This window comes from Pseudomonas sp. JBR1, assembly GCF_028198185.1.
In the GTDB taxonomy this organism is placed as follows: domain Bacteria; phylum Pseudomonadota; class Gammaproteobacteria; order Pseudomonadales; family Pseudomonadaceae; genus Chryseomonas; species Chryseomonas oryzihabitans_E.
The window spans coordinates 2,804,780-2,820,965 of the sequence record NZ_CP116340.1 but is presented as its reverse complement, the minus strand read 5'-3'; the positions used below and the strand labels follow the sequence as shown (position 1 = coordinate 2,820,965).

The following is a 16,186-nucleotide window of genomic DNA, read 5'->3' as shown; positions in this document are numbered from 1 at the left end:
CACGGGGCTGCCACGCTCGCGCTGCTGCGCCCAGTGGCCGCTCACGCGCGCACCCGGCGCCAGAGCAGGCGCGGCGCGCGCAGCAGCATGCCGAAGAACAGCCGCGTGTGCATGCGCGAGATCAGCACGTTGTCCTGCCAGAGGCGAAAGTGCGAACGGCCATCCAGCGGATAATGCACCCGGGTCGGACGCCAGCGCATGGGCTGCTCGCGCCAGGCCAGGCGTACCAGGATCTCCGGATCGAAATCCATGCGCTTGCCCAGGCCGCCAGCGCGGATCACCGCCAGGGTCGGCGCCAGCGGGTAGACGCGAAAGCCGCACATGCTGTCGCGGATCGCCAGGGACAGGCTGTTGATCCACACCCAGACATGGGTGAGGTAGCGGGCATAGAGCCGGCCCTTGGGCACCGAGTCGTCGAACTGCGGGTAGCCGCAGATCAGCGCCTCGGGATAGGCCTGGGCCTCGGCGAGAAAGGCGGCCACGTCGGCCAGGTCGTGCTGGCCGTCGGCATCCACCTGCAGGGCATGAGTGAAGCCCAGACGCTGCGCCTCGGCGAGTCCGGCCATCACCGCGCCGCCCTTGCCCTGGTTGACCGGCAGCCGCAGCAGATGGACGTCGGGTTGGGTCGCCAGCTCGTCCATCACCTGGGCGCAGGCGGGGCTGGAGGCATCGTCCACCAGCACGCAGGGCAGGGCGCGCTGGCGCAGCGCCTGGACCACCAGCGGCAGGGCGTGCTCATGGTCGAATACCGGGATCACCGCGCAGGCACGAAAGCTCATGGCTGCGCCTCCTTGAGCAGGATGCGCCCGGAGGAGCAGGCCGCGGTGCCCTGGCGAAAGGCAAAGTGCAGCTTGCTGCGGGTGGTGTCGAAGTGGAAGGTCAGGGTTACCCGGTCGCCGGGGCGCAGCAGCTGCTGGAATTTCAGCACCTCCATCCCGGCGAAGTCCGCGGGTAGATCCAGGTGCTGACGGGCCAGGCGCTGCGCCCAACCGACCTGCACCACCCCGGGCACCACCGGCGCCGTGGGGAAGTGACCGGAAAAGAACGCCAGGTCCGGCGCGACTTCCAGCTCCAGCCGCCAGCCATCTTCGGTCTGCTCGACGCCGAGCGGTTCGATGTCCACCGGCCGTGGCTGGGCCAGCAACCGCTCCACCTCGGCCTGGGCCAGCTTGCCCTGGGCGCTGTAGGGCAGCGCCAGCAGCAGGCGCCAGCGGCGCGGCAGGGCGATGGCCTCGCAGTGCCCGGCCAGGTGTTCGCGCAACTCGGCCACCAGGGCGCGGCGACCGCCATTGCGCAACTGGTGCAGACCGCTTTCGCTCAGGGCGACCAGGGCGCCGAGCAGGGCGCGACCCTGTTGCACCACGCCCAGGCGGACATCGGCGACGGCGGGATGGTCGAGCAGGCGCGCTTCCAGCGCTGGCAGGGCGATGCGCTTCTCTTCCAGTTTGACGATGCGATCCAGACGCCCGAGCAGCTCGAAGCGACCGTCTCCCAGCAGGCTCACACCGTCCATGGTCTGCTCGCGCACGCCCTGGGGCAGGTAGGGTGAGCTCAGCCAGAGGGCGCCGTCAGCGTCCTGGCCCAGGGTGAGGTCGGCGAAGGCCTGCCAGGGCTGCGGGCCCTGGCGCCAGGCGATGCCGCCGGTCTCGGAGCTGCCATAGACCTCGGTAGGGTACTGGCCGAAGCGCGCCTGGCAGGCCGTGGCCGCCGCCTCCGGCAGCACGCCGCCAGAGGAAAACACCCGCACCACCTGACCGAGGATGGCGTCATCGAGGTTCTCGCCCAGGCGCTTGAGCAGCGCCGGGCTGCTGATCCATACCGCACGGCGACCCTCGCGTAGCAGGGCGGCGGTCTCTCGCTGCAGCTCCTCGGTGAAGGGCAGCGCCTGGCGGGCGAAGGGGCGCCCGGCGCAGAGCGGCCAGAGCACGCGGAACAGCAGGCCATAGATGTGTTGGGTGGAGACACTGCCGAGGATGGTCGCCTCGCCCAGGGACTCGCCCCAGAGGCGCTCCAGGGCGGCGACCTCGTTGGCCAGCTGGAACAGTTGCTTGGCGATCAGCTTGGGCTCGCCGCTGGAGCCCGAGGTGCTCAGGGTCAGCAGCGGTGCCTGGAGGTCGAGCGCGGCGGGCGCCAGGGGCTCGGCGGCCGTCCAACCGGCAAGATCGTCGAGCCAGGCATCGAGGGTCGGGATCAGCCGGGCACGGGTGGCGGGCTGGGCGTCGGCCGGCAGGACGACCTCGATGCCGGCGCGCCAGGCGCCGAGCAGGGCGCAGGCCAGGTCCTCGGCATCGTCCAGGTACAGCGCCAGGCGCCTGAGGCCAGCGGACTGGAAGGCCGCCGCCAAGCTCAGGGCGCGCTGCTTGAGGGCCGCATCCAGCGGGCTCGCGGCGCCCAGCAGCTCGGCGAGAGGGGTGAACGTCATGGCAACCTCCGCACGCGCTGGCGGACCAGCCATTCACCGGCGAACAGCAGGCCCATCAGGCCATAGGCGATGACGCCGGTATAGAGCGTCCACCAGGCCAGCGGCGCCCAGAGCGCCAGGGCAGCGGCGGTGAGCGCATTGAACAGAAAGAACAGGCACCAGACCTGGGTCACCCGGCGGGTGTAGCGCACCGCACGGGGTGGCAGCTCGGGTTCGCGCAAGCGTGCCAGGCGCTCGATCAGCGGCTGGCCGCGCAGCAGGCTCAGGCCGAACACCGCCAGCAGGAAGAGGCTGAGCAGCACCGGATACCAGCGCAAGAGCACGGCGGCGTCGCTCAGGGCCAGCAGCAGGCAGAAGCCCAGAGCGACCAGGGCGGTGCCGCGCTGCAGGCCGTTGAGGTCGGGTTGCAGCAGGCGCAGGCCCCAGAGCACACCGAGACCGACCGCGAACAGCCGCGGCGACAGGTGCTGCAGGCCGAAGTACACGGCGAAGGGATAGGCCAGGCCGAGCAGGAGCAGCAGGGCAGCGGCGAGCAGGCCCAGCGGGGAGCGGGAAGGCAGGGCACTCATAGGCGGCGGATCAGGCGTCCGCCTGGCTGATGCGATAGACAGCCTCGACCACGTCGCCCACGGTACGCACCTGGCGGAATTGCTCGGCGGCGATCTTGTGGCCGGTCTGGCGGCGCAGGTGGTCGATCAGGTCGACGGCGTCGATGCTGTCGATCTCCAGGTCCTCGTAGAGGTTGGCCTCCAGGGTCACCCGCTCGGGCTCCAGCTCGAAGAGCTCGACCAGGGCGCTGCGCAGGGTCTCGAAGATGGCTTCACGGCTTTGCATGGCGATCTCCTCAGGCGGCGCGCTGGGCGGCCACGAAGGCCGCGAGGGCGTTGACGTTGGCGAAATGGGTGCGGGTGTCCTTGGCTTCGGCGTCGATGCGGATGCCGTAGCGCTTCTGGATCGCCAGGCCCAGCTCCAGGGCGTCCACCGAATCCAGGCCCAGGCCGTCGCCGAACAGGATCTGGTCGTCGCCGATATCGTCGACGGTGACGTCCTCGAGGCCGAGCGCCTCGATGATCAGGCTTTTGAGCTCAAGGTTGAGATCAGTCATGGTTGCCGGTTTCCTTCAGGTAGAGCTGGTGCAGCTGGTCGTTGAGCTCACGCGACGCCAGCGGCAGCGGCCGCCCGGCGAAGGTGGAGGGATCGATGTCGGCGCCGACGTCCAGCTGGAAGTCGAAGCGCCGGGAGGGGATGCGATACCAGGGCGTGGCCTTGGTCAGGGTGCTGGGCACCACGCGGATAGTGACCGGGGTGATGCAGTGTGCGCCGCGCAGGGCGATGGCCGCAGCGCCGCGATGGAAACGTGGGGGCTCGCCGGGGGTGGTGCGGGTGCCCTCGGGAAAGATGATCAGCGTCTGGCCCTCGCGCAGGGCGTCGGCGGCTTCGTCGAGCATTTCGGCGCTGCCGTTGTTGCTGATGTAGCCGGCTGCCTGGATCTGCCGCTTGAGGTAGGGGTTCTGCCAGAGCCCCTGCTTGACCACGCAATTGGCGTCGGGCACCAGGCCGATGAGCACCACCACGTCGATCAGCGAGGGGTGGTTGGCAATGATCAGCTGGCCCGGGCGGCCCAGGCGCTCGCGGCCCTGGATGCGCAGGTTCATCACCCGGGTCAGTACCATGAAGGCGACGAAGAAACGGAACAGCCGGGCATTGGCCCGCCGCGCACGCTGACGCCGCTGCAGTGGATCGCCTGGCAGCACCAGCAGGATCGGCAGGATCAGCAAGCGGAAGACCAGGGCGCCGCAGCCGAACACCACGAAGTTGAGCCCCGTGGCCAGCAGCCGGTAGCCGTAGTCCAGCCGGCCAGTCATCAGTAGGTCTCCGCCTGCCAGTGCCAGGCGCGCCCGGCATAGGCCAGGTGCCGATCACCGCGGGCTTCCAGCAGGCGCAGCAATTCCAGGGCATGCGGCCAGGCGCTGGTCGCGGCGTCCGCCGGGGCCGGCTCGCCGCTCAGGCCATGGCTGCTGCCAGGAGTGAGCAGCAGGCCCACGGCATAGGGAAAGGGAACGTCATCGATCTGGGGCGCATAGAGGGTGGGCGGCGCCTCTTCGGCGATCACCACCAGCACCCCGCTGGCGCCTTCGGCGAGCAGGGTGGAGGCTTCCAGCACGGCGTGTTCGAGGCCATCGCGGCCGGTGGCCAGGGCATTCATCTCGCTGTGATCGCCGCGCAGGATCGACCACTGGCCGATGATAGCGTTGTGCACCGAAAGGCTGAACTGGGTCGGGGAGAGCGGCTCGCCGCGGGCCAGCTCCTGGAGGATCGCCAGGGTGCGCGGGGTCTCGCCGTGGCGTGAGGCGAAGATCAGCGGCAGCGGCTCGCCATGGGCGTCGGCCAACGGCCAGGCCACCTGGAAGGTCATGCGTGCCAGGCGACTCAGGCGGCGGCGCTGCATGGCCGGCAGAAAACTGGCATCGGGTTGGCTGCCGTCGTCCGCCGGACACCAGGGCGCGGCGCACCACTGCCGCCAGGCATCCTGGTCGACAAGACCAGGCGCCCAGGCGCGCCAATCGCTAATCTGGAAATGTATGTTCACGGCTGAATCTACCCCGGAGCCTACGTGCTTGCCGTTTCATCTATCCCTGATGAGCAGGGTATTGCAGCGTTCGGCGCGCATTATCCAAGCGGCTATTACCCTAGGCAAACATTTGCATGAACTTTGCGAAGGGGTAGCAGTCGCCCGCATTGAGCCGGGAACAGGCTAGCGCGGTAGGGAAGCTGGAGCCCCTTGCAAGGGCGTGAAACGCCGCTCCGTGCGACGAGCGGCAGTGAAAGCCGGGATTTGGCGGGGGTGGATGAACGTAAAGGCGAATTCGTCGCTGACGGTTATCGCGATCAGGGCTCCAGGGGCCGCGCCAAGGTCGTCCCCTTCACGACGGAGCGGTCGTCATGCCGCTGGTAGCGGTTGCAACTTCGAAAGGCGGACGGCCACGGCCAGGGCCGCGAGCAACAGGGCGCCGATGAACAGGCCGACGCCGGTCCAGCCAGCCAGGTGCCAGCAGAAGCCACCCAGGGTGCCGGCCACGCTGGACCCGGCGTAGTAGCTGAACAGATAGAGCGACGACGCCTGGCCACGCGCCTGGCGGGCGCGGCGGCCCACCCAGCTGCTGGCCACCGAATGGGCGCCAAAGAAGCCGAAGGTGAACAGCAGCATACCCGGCAGCACCAGCCACAGCGGGGTGAACAGGGTCAGCAGCAGACCACAGAGCTTGAGCACGATGGCGGCGGCGAACACCCGCCGCCGACCGAAGCGATCGGCCAGGCTGCCGAACTTGGCCGAGCTGTAGATCCCCGCCAGATAGACCAGCGACAGCACCCCGATCCAGGCCTGGCTCAGGTGGTAGGGCTCGGCCAAGAGACGATAGGCGATGTAGTTGAACAGGGTGACGAAGGCGCCCATCAGCAGGAAGGCCTCCAGGAACAGCCAGGGCAGGCCGGCATCGCGAAAGTGCAGGGCATAGCCGGCGAGCAGGCTGCGTGGCCGCAGGGGCCGCGGCTGGAAGCGCTTCGAGGCTGGCAGACTGCGCTTGAACAGCACCGCCGCCACCAGCGCCAGCACCCCCAGGGCGCCGAGGGCGATGCGCCAGGAGACGAAGTCCACCAGGACCCCGCTGATCACTCGCCCCGACATCCCGCCCAGGGCGTTGCCGCTGATATAGAGGCCCATGGCATAGCCCAGGTGTTCGGGATGCACCTCCTCGGCCAGGTAGGTCATGGCCACCGCCGCCACTCCGGCCAGCGACAGCCCCACCAGGGCACGGGTCACCAGGATGCCGTCCCAGGTCGGCATCAGGGCGCTGAGCAGGGTAAAGGCCCCTGCCGCGAACAGCGCATAGACCATCACCGACTTGCGGCCGATGGCATCGGAAATCGGCCCGGTCACCAGCAGGCCGCAGGCCATGAGGCCGGTGGCCAGGGACAGCGACAGACTGCTGGCGGCAGCAGTGAGGCCAAAGGCCTGGGAAAAGATCGGCATCAGCGGCTGCACACAATAGAGCAGGGCGAAGGTGGCGAAGCCGCCGCAGAACAGGGCCAGGGCGGTGCGCAGGAATTGCGGCGTACCCTTTTCGATGAAGGCGTCCGGTGCGTGCTGCGGCTCATTGGCGGCAGGGCGGGTTTCCAGCGCAGGGGCAGGGGGCGTGGCGGACGACCGGGACGTGTTCACGGGTACCTCAAGGCAAGTCTGACCTCATCACCCTAGGCTGGTCGCTGTCATATATCCAATATATTGTCCGTCTCGATTGATAGGTTTTGCGACTCAATGGAGATGGCATGGAATTGCGACACCTGAGGTACTTCGTAGCGGTGGCTGAAGAACTGCACTTTGGTCGTGCGGCCCAGCGCCTCAACCTCTCCCAGCCGCCGCTCAGCCAGCAGATCCAGGCCCTGGAAGCCGAGCTGGACACCCGCCTGCTGGAGCGCAATAACCGCCGCGTTGCCCTGACCGAGGCCGGCCGGCTGTTTCTCGATGAAGCCCGGCAGATCCTCCTGGCCAGCGAACGCGCCGCCGAGCGCGTCCGCCGCGCCGGCCGGGGCGAAACCGGGCAACTGCAGGTGGGCTTCAGCGCCTCTTCACCCTTCGTCGCCACCATCCCCAAGACCTTGTTCGCCTACCGTCGTACCTATCCCGAGGTGCGCCTGCAACTGCAGGAGATGAGCAGCCGCGAACAGATCGACGCTATGCTCGCCGGCAACCTGCAGATCGGCCTGATCCGCCCCATCGAATTGCCGGATTCCCTCGTGGCGGTCGAACTCTTCCGCGAACCTCTGGTGGTCGCCCTGAGACACGATCATCCCCTGGCCCAGCAGGGCAGCGGCCCGCTGCCCCTGGCCGCGCTCGCCGAAGAGCCCTTCGTCTATTTCCCGCGCAGCTTCGGCACCGGCCTCTACGATCAGCTACTGACCCTCACCGCCCGCGCTGGCTTCGCCCCGCGCATCGTCCAGGAGGCTAGCGAAGTCCTCATCATCCTCGGCCTGGTCGCCGCCGGCCTCGGCGTCACCGTACTGCCCGCCACCTACCAGCGCACCCAGATGGAGGGGCTGGTGTATCGGGAGCTGGACGATCCCGAGGCGACTTCGGCGGTGTGGTTGCTCAGGCGTAGGGAGGAGGTGTCTCCGCAGGCGGAGGCGTTTGTAGGGTTGTTGGTTAATAGCCTAAGTTTGAGTTTTTCTTAATTGGCAGTGTGAGCGTCCTGATTTTCATTCATATTTTTCTAAGATCTCTCTTATTTTTTGACAGGCTAGGAAGACATTAAGTGCAACTGAACCGGATACCAGTGTTGCACTCGTAAATGCAAAGCCCATTAGGGCTGAGTTTATTTCTTTAGAAAAGATCCAGAGGCTAATTGCGATGATGCTGCTTGTGATTGTTAGTATGTGTGATGCTATCAGGCGGTCTGTAATTCTATGGTACTCAAACCAGTCATAAAGTTTCTTGTTTCCGGAGTCGAGTGGTGCTCTTAGTTTGGAGGAGTACTGAAATGAGATGCCTGTGAATAGCATGGGTAATGTTGGGAGCCACTGGGACATAGTGCTATCAGATTTGATTTTCTCCCCTACAGCTTCAAGTATATCTGGCGCCCAGTAAAAAATAAGAGCTAGTGCGGCGATGATTAGCGTTTCTGGGGAAACAATTGAAAGCCTGGTTATGTCTAGGATTCTTTTCATTTTGGTCAATGACGCATATGGCGATTCTTTTGTATTTCTTCAAGAATAGGTAGAAGTTTATAATATAAGTCTAAAGCGTCTGGGTTTTTCTCAAAAATAAAGTTTTTTGCAGTTTCGCTTGTTTTTATGACTATCAGTTCGTCCCCTTGGCTGCCCTTCACTTCACCATTCCCGTATCCGTCTGCAGCCATAAGGATAGCTGCATCACCGATAGGGATTGGTTTATCCGTGAAATATAGCTCTTCTTCTTTTTGCTCTGCAGCTTGCTGAACAATGTTTTGAATGTCTGTAAGGATAGATTGCTTTTCTGGAGCCTCCTCGCTGATAGACATTCTGTCGGTGTTTCTCGATATTAGGTAGTCTTTAAGCGGTGCCCACAAAGGGCCAAACAAAGGATTTGGTGGAGATATTTTAGCTTTAATTTGATAGATTTTTTCAAGGCCACTTAATTTTGCTGCAAAGGATTTAAGATCTGAGATAAGCTCAATTTCGCATCTAACAAAAAAGCCTTCATACGTTTCTTCTATTATTTTAGAGAATAAATTTGTGAATGTCTTTTGGTCTATATGGTTGTAGATGTTTAGAAAGGCTATGCCTGAATGCTCTGGGATGTATATAAAGTGGCTTGATGCCAGTCCAAGGTTTGGTTCCGCCTGTAGGGCTTCTCTACGCTTTTCTTCATCAATAATCGTAACTTCACCTTTTGGGGCGTATTTTGTTAATTTTCCAGTATAGAATTTATTGGGTCCTAAGTTGTGCTCTTGGGGGTCGATGATGGTCCAAGCGGTTTCTCTTATTTTTATCGGTTTAGGGTTGAGTATTGCATTTATTAGCATTTCTTGATTTAAGAGTCCAAGTTTTAGGACTCGGCCAACATAGAAAGTCCCTTTTTTTGCCATCATTTAATTCCTTGGCTGGAGCTGATTTTGAAGAACGGTTTCCACTAATTTTTTAGAGAAAGTCGACGGCTTTTGATACGTCATCACCAACCGATCAATCGCCCGCGTCATCGCCACATACAGCAACCGCGCCTCATCCGCCTCCGGCTCACCCTGCTTGGGCATTTCGCCTAGTCCTGAAATCAATACCAGCCCAAACTCCAATCCCTTGCTGGAATGCATGCTGACGATCTTCACGCTGTCTTCGGCGTCGTAGAGTTGGGCGCGGCCCTTGTTGCTGGCGCCGGAGCGGTAGGGGATGGCGACCTTCTTGAGTTCGTATTCGGCCTGGTAGGCCTGGCTGGTGCTGCGGTAGAGGATGGCCATGTCGCTGAGCAGGCGGCCGTTTGCCTGTTCGTCGCGGATGCGGGCGATGAGCAGGTCCCACTCCTCGCGGTCGCTGCCGCACTGGATGAGTTCAGGGAAGGGGCCGCGGCGGCCGGCGCTTTCCGGGGCGATCAGAGGCACGCCGTCTTCGCTGGCGTCGCGGCGGGTCAGGAGTTCGGTGGCGAAGGCGCGGGCGACGGAGAGGATCTCCACCGTGTTGCGGTAGTTGAGCTTGAGGATGGTGGTGCGGCCTTGGGCCTGGATGCCGACGCTGGCGAAGCTGAAGTCCAGCGCCTTCTTGCCACCCTTGCCGCGGTAGATGGCCTGGGCGTCGTCATAGAGCACCAGCAGGGACTGGGTGCTGGGGTCGACCATCTGCACCACGAGCTGGAACCACTCGGGGGCGAAGTCGTGGCCTTCGTCGATCAGCACGGCACTGTACTGGCCGCGGGGGATCTGGCCGCGCTCGACGCCCTCGATGGTGCGCAGTACGTACTGTTCCATCTTGGCCGCTACCGGCAGGCGCTGGTCCGGCTTGTCCACCTGGTAGGCGGTGAGCATCTCGGCGCACCAGGCATGGAAGTTCTGCACCACCACCCGTTCGCCCAGGCCTTTCTGTTCGATCACCTGGCGCAGGCGACCGGCCAGGGACTTGTTGTAGCAGAGCACGAGGATGGGTTTGACCGAGACCTTGGCCAGGTGGGCGCAGCGATAGCCGAGGATCATGGTCTTGCCACTGCCGGCGGCGCCGTGGATGACGCGGTGGCCATCGCCCAGGGAGCGCGCCAGTTGTTCCTGCTGCAGGTCCATGACCTTGATCAGGCTGGGCAGCGGCGCCTCGGCGGCGTCGAACAGGCCGAATTGGCCGGGCTGGCTGTTGACCCGCACCTCGGGGTAGAGGTGATAACGCACCCGGTCGATCTGCGGCAGGCTGAGGGCGCAGGGAAAGACGTGGGGGAACATGTCCCAGAGGCGTTGCTGGAAGGCTTCGGGGTCGGCGGACTCGGTCATTTCGTCCTGGAAGAGCACGCGCTGGGGATCGAGGACGTCGGCCAGGTCGGTCTGCTCGAACTGGCGGCGGGTGATGCCGGTGAGCACCACGCCCCAGCCCCAGGGCATGATCAGCTGGCCCGGATGGGGCGAGCCGGCGCTCTGGCGTAGCAGCGGGTCCTTTTTCAGCAGCAGGTCGACTTCGAGGATGTAGGAGCGGGCTTGCAGCAGGGGATTGGCGACGGTCTTGAGGCCGTCCTGGGTGTGCAAGCGCACCTTGCCCGGGGTGACGGATTCCAGGGTGGCGAGCTTCCAGTCCTTAACCTCCAGCACCAGGATGCCGCGACGCGGATGAAGTACGACGAAATCCGGGTAGCGCGCCTTGGGGCCGACCGGGACGTTGCTCCAGCAGAGGTAGTCGTCTTCGAGCAGTTTTTCCAGGCGTTCGGCGAAGCGACGTTCACCGGGGGTATCGAACTGGCACTGGCTGCGAGCGGGGAAGAAGCGGGCCATCGGTCATCCATCCGTGGTGTGGGGCAGGGCGGATAAACCGTGATCTGTCGCACAAAAGTCCTTTCGTCATACGTTAGTCAGGCAGGTGCGGCGGGTAAAGCGCGAGACGGGTGTTGCCGGGCGATTGGCCGAGTTGGCCGACCGATGGTGGCTGGCAGGTGGCCGGTATTGGGCTGTCTTGGAGGTATAGCGGTACGTCGAGGTTTGGTTTGCCCTCACCCCGGCCCTCTCCCAGGGGAGAGGGGGCGTTTGGGGCAGGTGCGTTGCTTTGGGGGTGTTGGGCTTCGACGGTGGAGCTATCTCAGCCCAACCTACGGTAATGGTTTGCCCTCACCCTGGTCCTCTCCCAGGGAGAGAGGGGGCGTTTGGGTGAGGAGCGGTGCCTTGGGGCGTTGGGCTTCGACGGTGAGGCTGTCTCAGGCCAACCTACGGTGATGGGCTGCCCTCACCCCGGCCCTCTCCGCAAGGGAGAGGGGGCGTTTGGGGCAGGTGCGTTGCCTTGGGGTGTTGGGCTTCGACGGTGGAGCTGTCTCAGCCCAACCTACGGTGATGGGCTGCCCACGCCCCGGCCCTCTCCCTGGGGGAGAGGGGGCGTTTGGGTGGGATGCGTTGCTTTGGGGCGGTGGGCTTCGACGGTGGAGCTGTCTCAATCCAACCTGCGGGTGTCGTAGGTTGGGTTGAGCGCAGCGAAGCCCAACAGGGCCCAGGCCCGTTCAGTAGTAGCTGCGCATCACCGCGATCCCTGCCTCCAGCACGCCCTGCCATTCCTGGCGCAGGGCGGGAGTGAAGTCGGCATCGTGCTGGGCCAGGGTGGCGAGCAGGCAGTCGACCCAGAGGTCGTAGAGTTCGGGGCCTATGTCCAGCCGTGCCCGGCAATGGCTTTCGCCGAGCTGGCGCAGTTTGGTGGTGGGCATGCCGCGGGCCACCAGAACCAGGTTCATGATGCCGTGGCGCAACAGCAGCTTCTGCGCGGCCATGTCGGTATGGACGAACTTCTCCCTTACCCGAGGCGAGCTGGCCAGGAAGCGCTGATAGAAATCATCGAAGAAGGCGGGGCTGGCGCAGCAGCGTCCGTAGCTCAGCATCACGTTCTGGGCCGGCAGCATGCGAATTCCTGGGCGGACACGAAACGACGCAGCTTGCCTCGGCCACTGCCAGGACCACTTGACCCGGATCAAGGGCCTGCAGCGATTGGTCGCGAACACTGAAACATTTTGAACCAAGTCACGCGGCGACTTCTCTACCTTAAGCGCAGCGGTAGACCAGGAACCCCTACTCCAGAGCGGCTGGCCCTGCCGATGCGCGTCCCTCATCCCTCTGGAGACCTCCAATGAGTCAGACACCCCTGCTAATCGGCTTCGTCATCATGTCGCTCGCCTCCCTGGCGATCTATGCCAAGGGCGCGCACCGTGGTCCGCTACGCGGCCACACCCTGATCCACGCCGCCGTGCCCTTCATCGCCGCTACGGCCTATCTGGCCATGTACCTGGGGGTTGGCAATCTGATCAAGCCGGATGGCAGCGTGACCTATGTCGCCCGCTACCTGGACTGGACCTTCACCACGCCACTGCTGCTGGCCGGGGTGGTGAGCTCGGCCTTTCTCGGCGCGCGTGAGCAAGAGGGACAAGGCGGCTTCGTGGCCTCCATCGTCACCCTCGACGTGGTGATGATCGTGACGGGCCTGGTGGCCTCCCTGGCGCCCTACGGCACCATCAAGTGGGTGTTCTTCGCCTGGTCCTGCGCGGCCTTTGTCGGGGTGCTCTATCTGCTGTGGAAACCGCTGGCGACCCTGGCCGGGCAACATGCCGCGATCGGCGCGGCCTATCGCAAGAACACCGGCTTTCTGACCGTGCTCTGGCTGATCTATCCGGTGGTCTTCGCCATTGGCCCGGAGGGTGTGTGGATGGTGAGCGATGCGGCGACCATCTGGATCATCCTGGTGCTCGACGTGCTGGCCAAGGTGGTCTATGCCTTCACCTCCGAGCGCAATCTGCGTGCGGCCCTGGCGCGGACCGGCGTCTAAGGATGCAGGAGACCGGGCGAGGCTGGCTGGCGCTGGTACTGACCGCCGGGCTCGCCAGCCTGGCGGGCGGGGCCGGGCAACTGGCCTACGCCCTGGTGGTAGGTTTGGGTCTGGGCCTGCTGCATGGCGCCAGTGATCTGCGCCTGGTCGCACCCGGGCGGCGCCTCGCCTTTCTCGGCTGCTATCTGGCGACGGCCCTGGCCTGCCTGCTCTGCTGGCAACTGGCAGGCACGGCGGCGCTGCTGCTGTTCCTGCTGCTCTCGGCCTGGCATTTCGCCCATGAAGACGAGCTGTTTCCCAAGCGGCTGACCTCGCTGGCTTTGGGGCTGTTCATCATTGGCGGTCCGGCGGTGGTGCACGAAGCCGCCGTCGCCCGGTTGCTGGCCCTGGCCATGGGGCCGGCTGCTTCTCTGGCCCTCGCAGATTGGCTAGCCCGCGTGCTTCTACTGGGTGGGCTGCTGGCACTGCCGGTGCTGTTGCTGGCCGCCTGGCAGCAGCGTTGCCCCAGGTTGGCGGTGACGCTGCTGGCCGTGGTGCTGGCGCCGCCCCTGGTGGGGTTCGCCCTGGGCTTCTATCTGCTGCACGCCGCGCCCCAGACCGGGGTGCGCCAACGTTTGCTGGGGGCACCCACCTTCAAGGCCTATCTGCGCCTGACGTGGCCGATCCTGCTGGGCGCTGCGCTGTTTACCCTGGCCGGTGGCCTGGTGTTCCTGCTGCAGGAGCGTACCGGTATCCGCGCCCTGTTCGCCGTGCTGGCCGCCTTCGCCGTGCCACACATGCTGGTGCTGCCGCGTTTTCTCGACGCCGGCGTCGAAGCCGCGCCGCGCTCAGGACCGCAGGTGGTTGAGCGGTAGTTCGGTACTGGCCAGGATCTGGTTGAGCACGAAGCTCGACCGCACGCTGGAAACGCCTTCGATGCGCGTCAGGGTGCCCAACAGCAGCTGCTGATAGTGCTCCATGTCCGGCACCACCACCTTGAGCTGGTAATCCGCATCCATGCCGGTGACCAGGCAGCACTCCAGCACCTCGGGGCACTGGGCGATGATCGCCTGGAAGTTCTCGAAGCGCTCCGGGGTGTGTCTATCCATGCCGATGAGGACGAAGGCGGTCAGCGACAGGCCAAGTTTCTTGCGATCCAGCAGGGCGACCTGGCGGGTGATGTAGCCGCTGTCTTCCAGTTGCTTGACCCGTCTTGAGCAGGGCGAGGGCGATAGTCCGATGCGTTCGGCCAGTTCCTGGTTGGAGAGACGCGCATCGCGCTGCAGTTCTGCCAAGATTTTCAGATCGAAGCGATCGAGTTTGTCCATTTTCCATGCCTTGCGCTATCACGTTGCGTCCAATCCTAGGTTTATAGCCATGAATTGCGCAAGAGGCAGGAAAGAGTGCGCACAACGCAAACCTCTGCCGGCGGCAGGGGCGTAAGCTGAACTCAACTTCGATAGCCCGGTAGAGCTGTCCAACGGAAGTGCCCCAGGAGGGCCTTTCGCATCGCCAACGACGGTATCCCGTCCGCCGCGCCCGGGCCCGCCCAGGTCACCATTCCTGGTCGATCGCAGCCACCGTCACGAGCGGTGCGAGAGGACAACGAATTCAAGGGGAGGCCGCAAGGTCTCCCCTTTTCTTTTGGGTGGGATTTGGTGGTGGGTGGGGGATGCTGCTAAGTACGGCTATGGCGGTCCGCCGATGGGGCCGCCTCTCGGGCGTGCTCTTTTGATCGCGGCCATGGGCCGCTCCTACGATTTATGTAGGGGCAGCCATGGCCGCGATCCTTTCGTGAAACTCAAGCCTGCCCGGGGGGCTGCTTGTCCACGGTGAGGGGCGCGTCGCTGGCGAGGAATTCCTTGGCTTCCTCTTCGCTGGCCACCGAGGGCGGCGAACCGCGCAGGGGTTGGCCGGCGGTTTCGCGCACCGTGACCATGGTCAGGATGCCGATCACGGCAGCGGCCATCATGTAGTAGGCCGGCACCAGGGGGTCGCCGGTCTTTTCCACCAGCCAGGCGGTGACCAGCGGGGTGGTCCCGCCAAACAGCGATACCGAGATGTTGAAGGCGATGGACAGGGCGCTGTAGCGGATCGGGGTGTAGAACAGCGCTGGCAGGGTGGACGGCATGGTGCTGGTAAAGCAGGCCAGCGAGGCGCCTAGCAGCATCAGGCCAAGGAAGATCAGCCAGTCGTTGCCGCTGCCGATCAGCTTGAGGCAGGGAATCGCCAGGACCAGGATCGCCAGGCAGGCGCCGATGATCATTGGCTTGCGCCCCAGATGGTCACTGAAGAAACCCCCCAGGATGTTGAGCGGCATCATCACCACCATGACGATGAGGATCAGCAGCAGACCCTTGGTCTCGGCGTAGCCCATGGTCACGGCCAGGTAGCTGGGCATGTAGGTCAGCAGCATGTAGTCGGTGACGTTGAACACCAGTACCAGGCCGACGCACTTGAGCAGGGCGACGCGATGCAGGGTGAACAGCTCGCGCAGGCTGTGCGCCGGGCTATCCGCCGCCTTGCCTTCGTTGGCCTCGGCGTGGGCCTTGAACGCTGGCGTTTCTTCCAGCTTCAGGCGCATGTAGAGGCCGAGCAGGCCGAGCGGACCGGCGATGAAGAAAGGCACTCGCCAGCCCCAGTCGAGCAACTGTTCCTGGGTCAGGGCCGCGGTGAGCGCGGTGACCGTCCCGGCACCGGCGATGTAGCCGGCGAGGGTGCCGAACTCCAGCCAGCTGCCCATGCGCCCGCGGGTCTTGTCGGTGGCATATTCGGCGATGAAGGTCGCCGCACCCCCGTATTCACCGCCGGTGGAGAAGCCCTGCACCACCCGCGCCAGCAGCAGCAGGGCAGGCGCCCAGATGCCGATGCTCTCGTAGCTGGGGATCAGGCCGATGCTGAAGGTGCCCAGGGCCATCATGATCATGGTCAGGGCGAGTACCTTCTGGCGACCGTACTTGTCGCCCAGGGGGCCGAACACCACGCCGCCGAGCGGGCGGACGAGAAAGGCCACGGTAAAGGTGGCGAAGGTGGCGATCAGCTGGGCCGCGGCATTGCCGTCGGGAAAGAAGACCTTGCCCAGGGTCACGGCCAGGTAGCCATAGACGCCGAAATCGAACCACTCCATGGCATTGCCAAGGGCGGCGGCGCCGACGGCGCGCTTGACCAGGGAATTGTCGACGATAGTGAGGTCGTCCGGCTTTACCTCATGGCGACGCTTGAACCAGCCAACGTGATGATGGTGTTTCGACATGTGTTTTCCTCCTTGCGTGG

At 64.3% G+C, this 16,186-nt stretch carries 17 protein-coding genes; 3 read left to right on the top strand and 14 right to left on the bottom strand.

The genetic code is table 11. From position 1 onward, the window contains the following. Positions 1-41: 41 nt before the first annotated feature. The 8 genes from PJ259_RS13070 to PJ259_RS13035 all read right to left on the bottom strand — a co-directional run bounded on the left by PJ259_RS13070 (position 42) and on the right by PJ259_RS13035 (position 6,641). Positions 42-779 (bottom strand): glycosyltransferase family 2 protein, encoded by a 738-nt coding sequence (locus PJ259_RS13070; RefSeq protein ID WP_160921879.1) that lies wholly within the window; start codon positions 777-779, stop codon positions 42-44. Continuing rightward, a complete protein-coding gene (locus tag PJ259_RS13065; RefSeq protein ID WP_271653128.1) occupies positions 776-2,422 on the bottom strand; it encodes an AMP-binding protein in 1,647 nt (548 codons plus the stop codon). The genes PJ259_RS13070 and PJ259_RS13065 overlap by 4 nt, the downstream gene beginning before the upstream one ends. Next, complete coding sequence (locus PJ259_RS13060; protein ID WP_271653127.1) at positions 2,419-2,991, bottom strand: hypothetical protein; 573 nt, start codon at positions 2,989-2,991, stop codon at positions 2,419-2,421. The genes PJ259_RS13065 and PJ259_RS13060 overlap by 4 nt, the downstream gene beginning before the upstream one ends. A 10-nt stretch (positions 2,992-3,001) precedes the next feature. Continuing rightward, positions 3,002-3,256 carry an acyl carrier protein gene (locus PJ259_RS13055; protein ID WP_017642723.1) on the bottom strand — a complete coding sequence of 85 codons (255 nt, stop codon included), beginning with the start codon at positions 3,254-3,256 and terminating at the stop codon, positions 3,002-3,004. Between the two features lie 10 nt (positions 3,257-3,266). After that, complete coding sequence (locus tag PJ259_RS13050) at positions 3,267-3,527, bottom strand: phosphopantetheine-binding protein (protein WP_017642722.1); 261 nt, start codon at positions 3,525-3,527, stop codon at positions 3,267-3,269. Further along, on the bottom strand, positions 3,520-4,287 hold the full coding sequence (locus PJ259_RS13045) for a lysophospholipid acyltransferase family protein (RefSeq protein WP_271653126.1): 768 nt from the start codon (positions 4,285-4,287) through the stop codon (positions 3,520-3,522). The genes PJ259_RS13050 and PJ259_RS13045 overlap by 8 nt, the downstream gene beginning before the upstream one ends. Beyond that, entirely contained in the window at positions 4,287-5,012 is a 726-nt protein-coding gene (locus tag PJ259_RS13040) for a beta-ketoacyl synthase chain length factor (protein ID WP_271653125.1), read from the bottom strand. The genes PJ259_RS13045 and PJ259_RS13040 overlap by 1 nt, the downstream gene beginning before the upstream one ends. 351 nt (positions 5,013-5,363) lie before the next feature. Next, positions 5,364-6,641 carry an MFS transporter gene (locus tag PJ259_RS13035; RefSeq protein WP_442964854.1) on the bottom strand — a complete coding sequence of 426 codons (1,278 nt, stop codon included), beginning with the start codon at positions 6,639-6,641 and terminating at the stop codon, positions 5,364-5,366. A 107-nt stretch (positions 6,642-6,748) separates the two neighbouring features. On the opposite strand from PJ259_RS13035, the gene PJ259_RS13030 reads away from it, so the two are divergent. Continuing rightward, positions 6,749-7,651, top strand: a complete 903-nt coding sequence (locus PJ259_RS13030; protein WP_271653124.1) for a LysR substrate-binding domain-containing protein — start codon at positions 6,749-6,751, stop codon at positions 7,649-7,651. A gap of 24 nt (positions 7,652-7,675) precedes the next feature. Here PJ259_RS13030 and PJ259_RS13025 read toward each other — a convergent pair whose 3' ends face one another. The 4 genes from PJ259_RS13025 to PJ259_RS13010 form a co-directional block, all read right to left on the bottom strand. Beyond that, complete coding sequence (locus PJ259_RS13025; RefSeq protein ID WP_271653123.1) at positions 7,676-8,143, bottom strand: hypothetical protein; 468 nt, start codon at positions 8,141-8,143, stop codon at positions 7,676-7,678. Between the two features lie 5 nt (positions 8,144-8,148). Continuing rightward, positions 8,149-9,045, bottom strand: coding sequence for a hypothetical protein (locus PJ259_RS13020; RefSeq protein ID WP_271653122.1), 897 nt, complete (start codon positions 9,043-9,045; stop codon positions 8,149-8,151). Continuing rightward, positions 9,046-10,911 (bottom strand): NERD domain-containing protein/DEAD/DEAH box helicase, encoded by a 1,866-nt coding sequence (locus tag PJ259_RS13015; protein WP_271653121.1) that lies wholly within the window; start codon positions 10,909-10,911, stop codon positions 9,046-9,048. Between the two features lie 713 nt (positions 10,912-11,624). Further along, positions 11,625-12,017 (bottom strand): globin domain-containing protein, encoded by a 393-nt coding sequence (locus PJ259_RS13010; protein ID WP_271653120.1) that lies wholly within the window; start codon positions 12,015-12,017, stop codon positions 11,625-11,627. A 224-nt stretch (positions 12,018-12,241) separates the two neighbouring features. Between PJ259_RS13010 and PJ259_RS13005 the strand changes: the two genes are divergently transcribed. Together PJ259_RS13005 and PJ259_RS13000 are read left to right on the top strand one after the other, a co-directional pair. Beyond that, complete coding sequence (locus tag PJ259_RS13005; RefSeq protein WP_059316285.1) at positions 12,242-12,934, top strand: bacteriorhodopsin; 693 nt, start codon at positions 12,242-12,244, stop codon at positions 12,932-12,934. Positions 12,935-12,936: 2 nt separating this feature from the next. Further along, positions 12,937-13,788 carry a Brp/Blh family beta-carotene 15,15'-dioxygenase gene (locus PJ259_RS13000; RefSeq protein WP_271653119.1) on the top strand — a complete coding sequence of 284 codons (852 nt, stop codon included), beginning with the start codon at positions 12,937-12,939 and terminating at the stop codon, positions 13,786-13,788. On the opposite strand, the gene PJ259_RS12995 is transcribed toward PJ259_RS13000, so the two are convergent. Next, the gene (locus PJ259_RS12995) at positions 13,762-14,241 is read right to left on the bottom strand and encodes an Lrp/AsnC family transcriptional regulator (protein WP_017642712.1); all 480 of its coding nucleotides are present in this window, start codon (positions 14,239-14,241) and stop codon (positions 13,762-13,764) included. The two genes, PJ259_RS13000 and PJ259_RS12995, sit on opposite strands and share 27 nt — an antisense overlap. 473 nt (positions 14,242-14,714) lie before the next feature. Continuing rightward, complete coding sequence (proP, locus tag PJ259_RS12990; RefSeq protein WP_059316283.1) at positions 14,715-16,166, bottom strand: glycine betaine/L-proline transporter ProP; 1,452 nt, start codon at positions 16,164-16,166, stop codon at positions 14,715-14,717. Positions 16,167-16,186 lie beyond the last annotated feature (20 nt).